The organism is Paraburkholderia sp. SIMBA_027 (genome assembly GCF_046535315.1).
Lineage (GTDB): Bacteria > Pseudomonadota > Gammaproteobacteria > Burkholderiales > Burkholderiaceae > Paraburkholderia > Paraburkholderia tropica.
The window spans coordinates 1-231 of sequence record NZ_JAWRWY010001714.1 but is presented as its reverse complement, the minus strand read 5'-3'; the positions used below and the strand labels follow the sequence as shown (position 1 = coordinate 231).

Here is a 231-nt window from a genome sequence, read left to right as displayed (position 1 = left end):
CCCGCCAACAGCCAGCTTATCTTCATCGACCAGCAGCCGCAGATGGCCTTCGGTGTGCAATCGATCGATCGCCAGACATTGAAGAACAACGTCGTCGGCCTCGCCAAGGCGGCGAAGATCTTCAACATCCCGACGACGATCACGACGGTCGAGACGAAATCCTTTTCCGGCAACACTTTTCCTGAACTGCTTGCCGTCTACCCGGAGAACGACATCCTCGAGCGCACCTCG

At 57.6% G+C, this 231-nt stretch carries 1 pseudogene; it reads left to right on the top strand.

What is annotated here, in order from left to right:
• A pseudogene (locus SB764_RS45030) lies at positions 1-231 on the top strand (hydrolase); the annotation flags it as partial.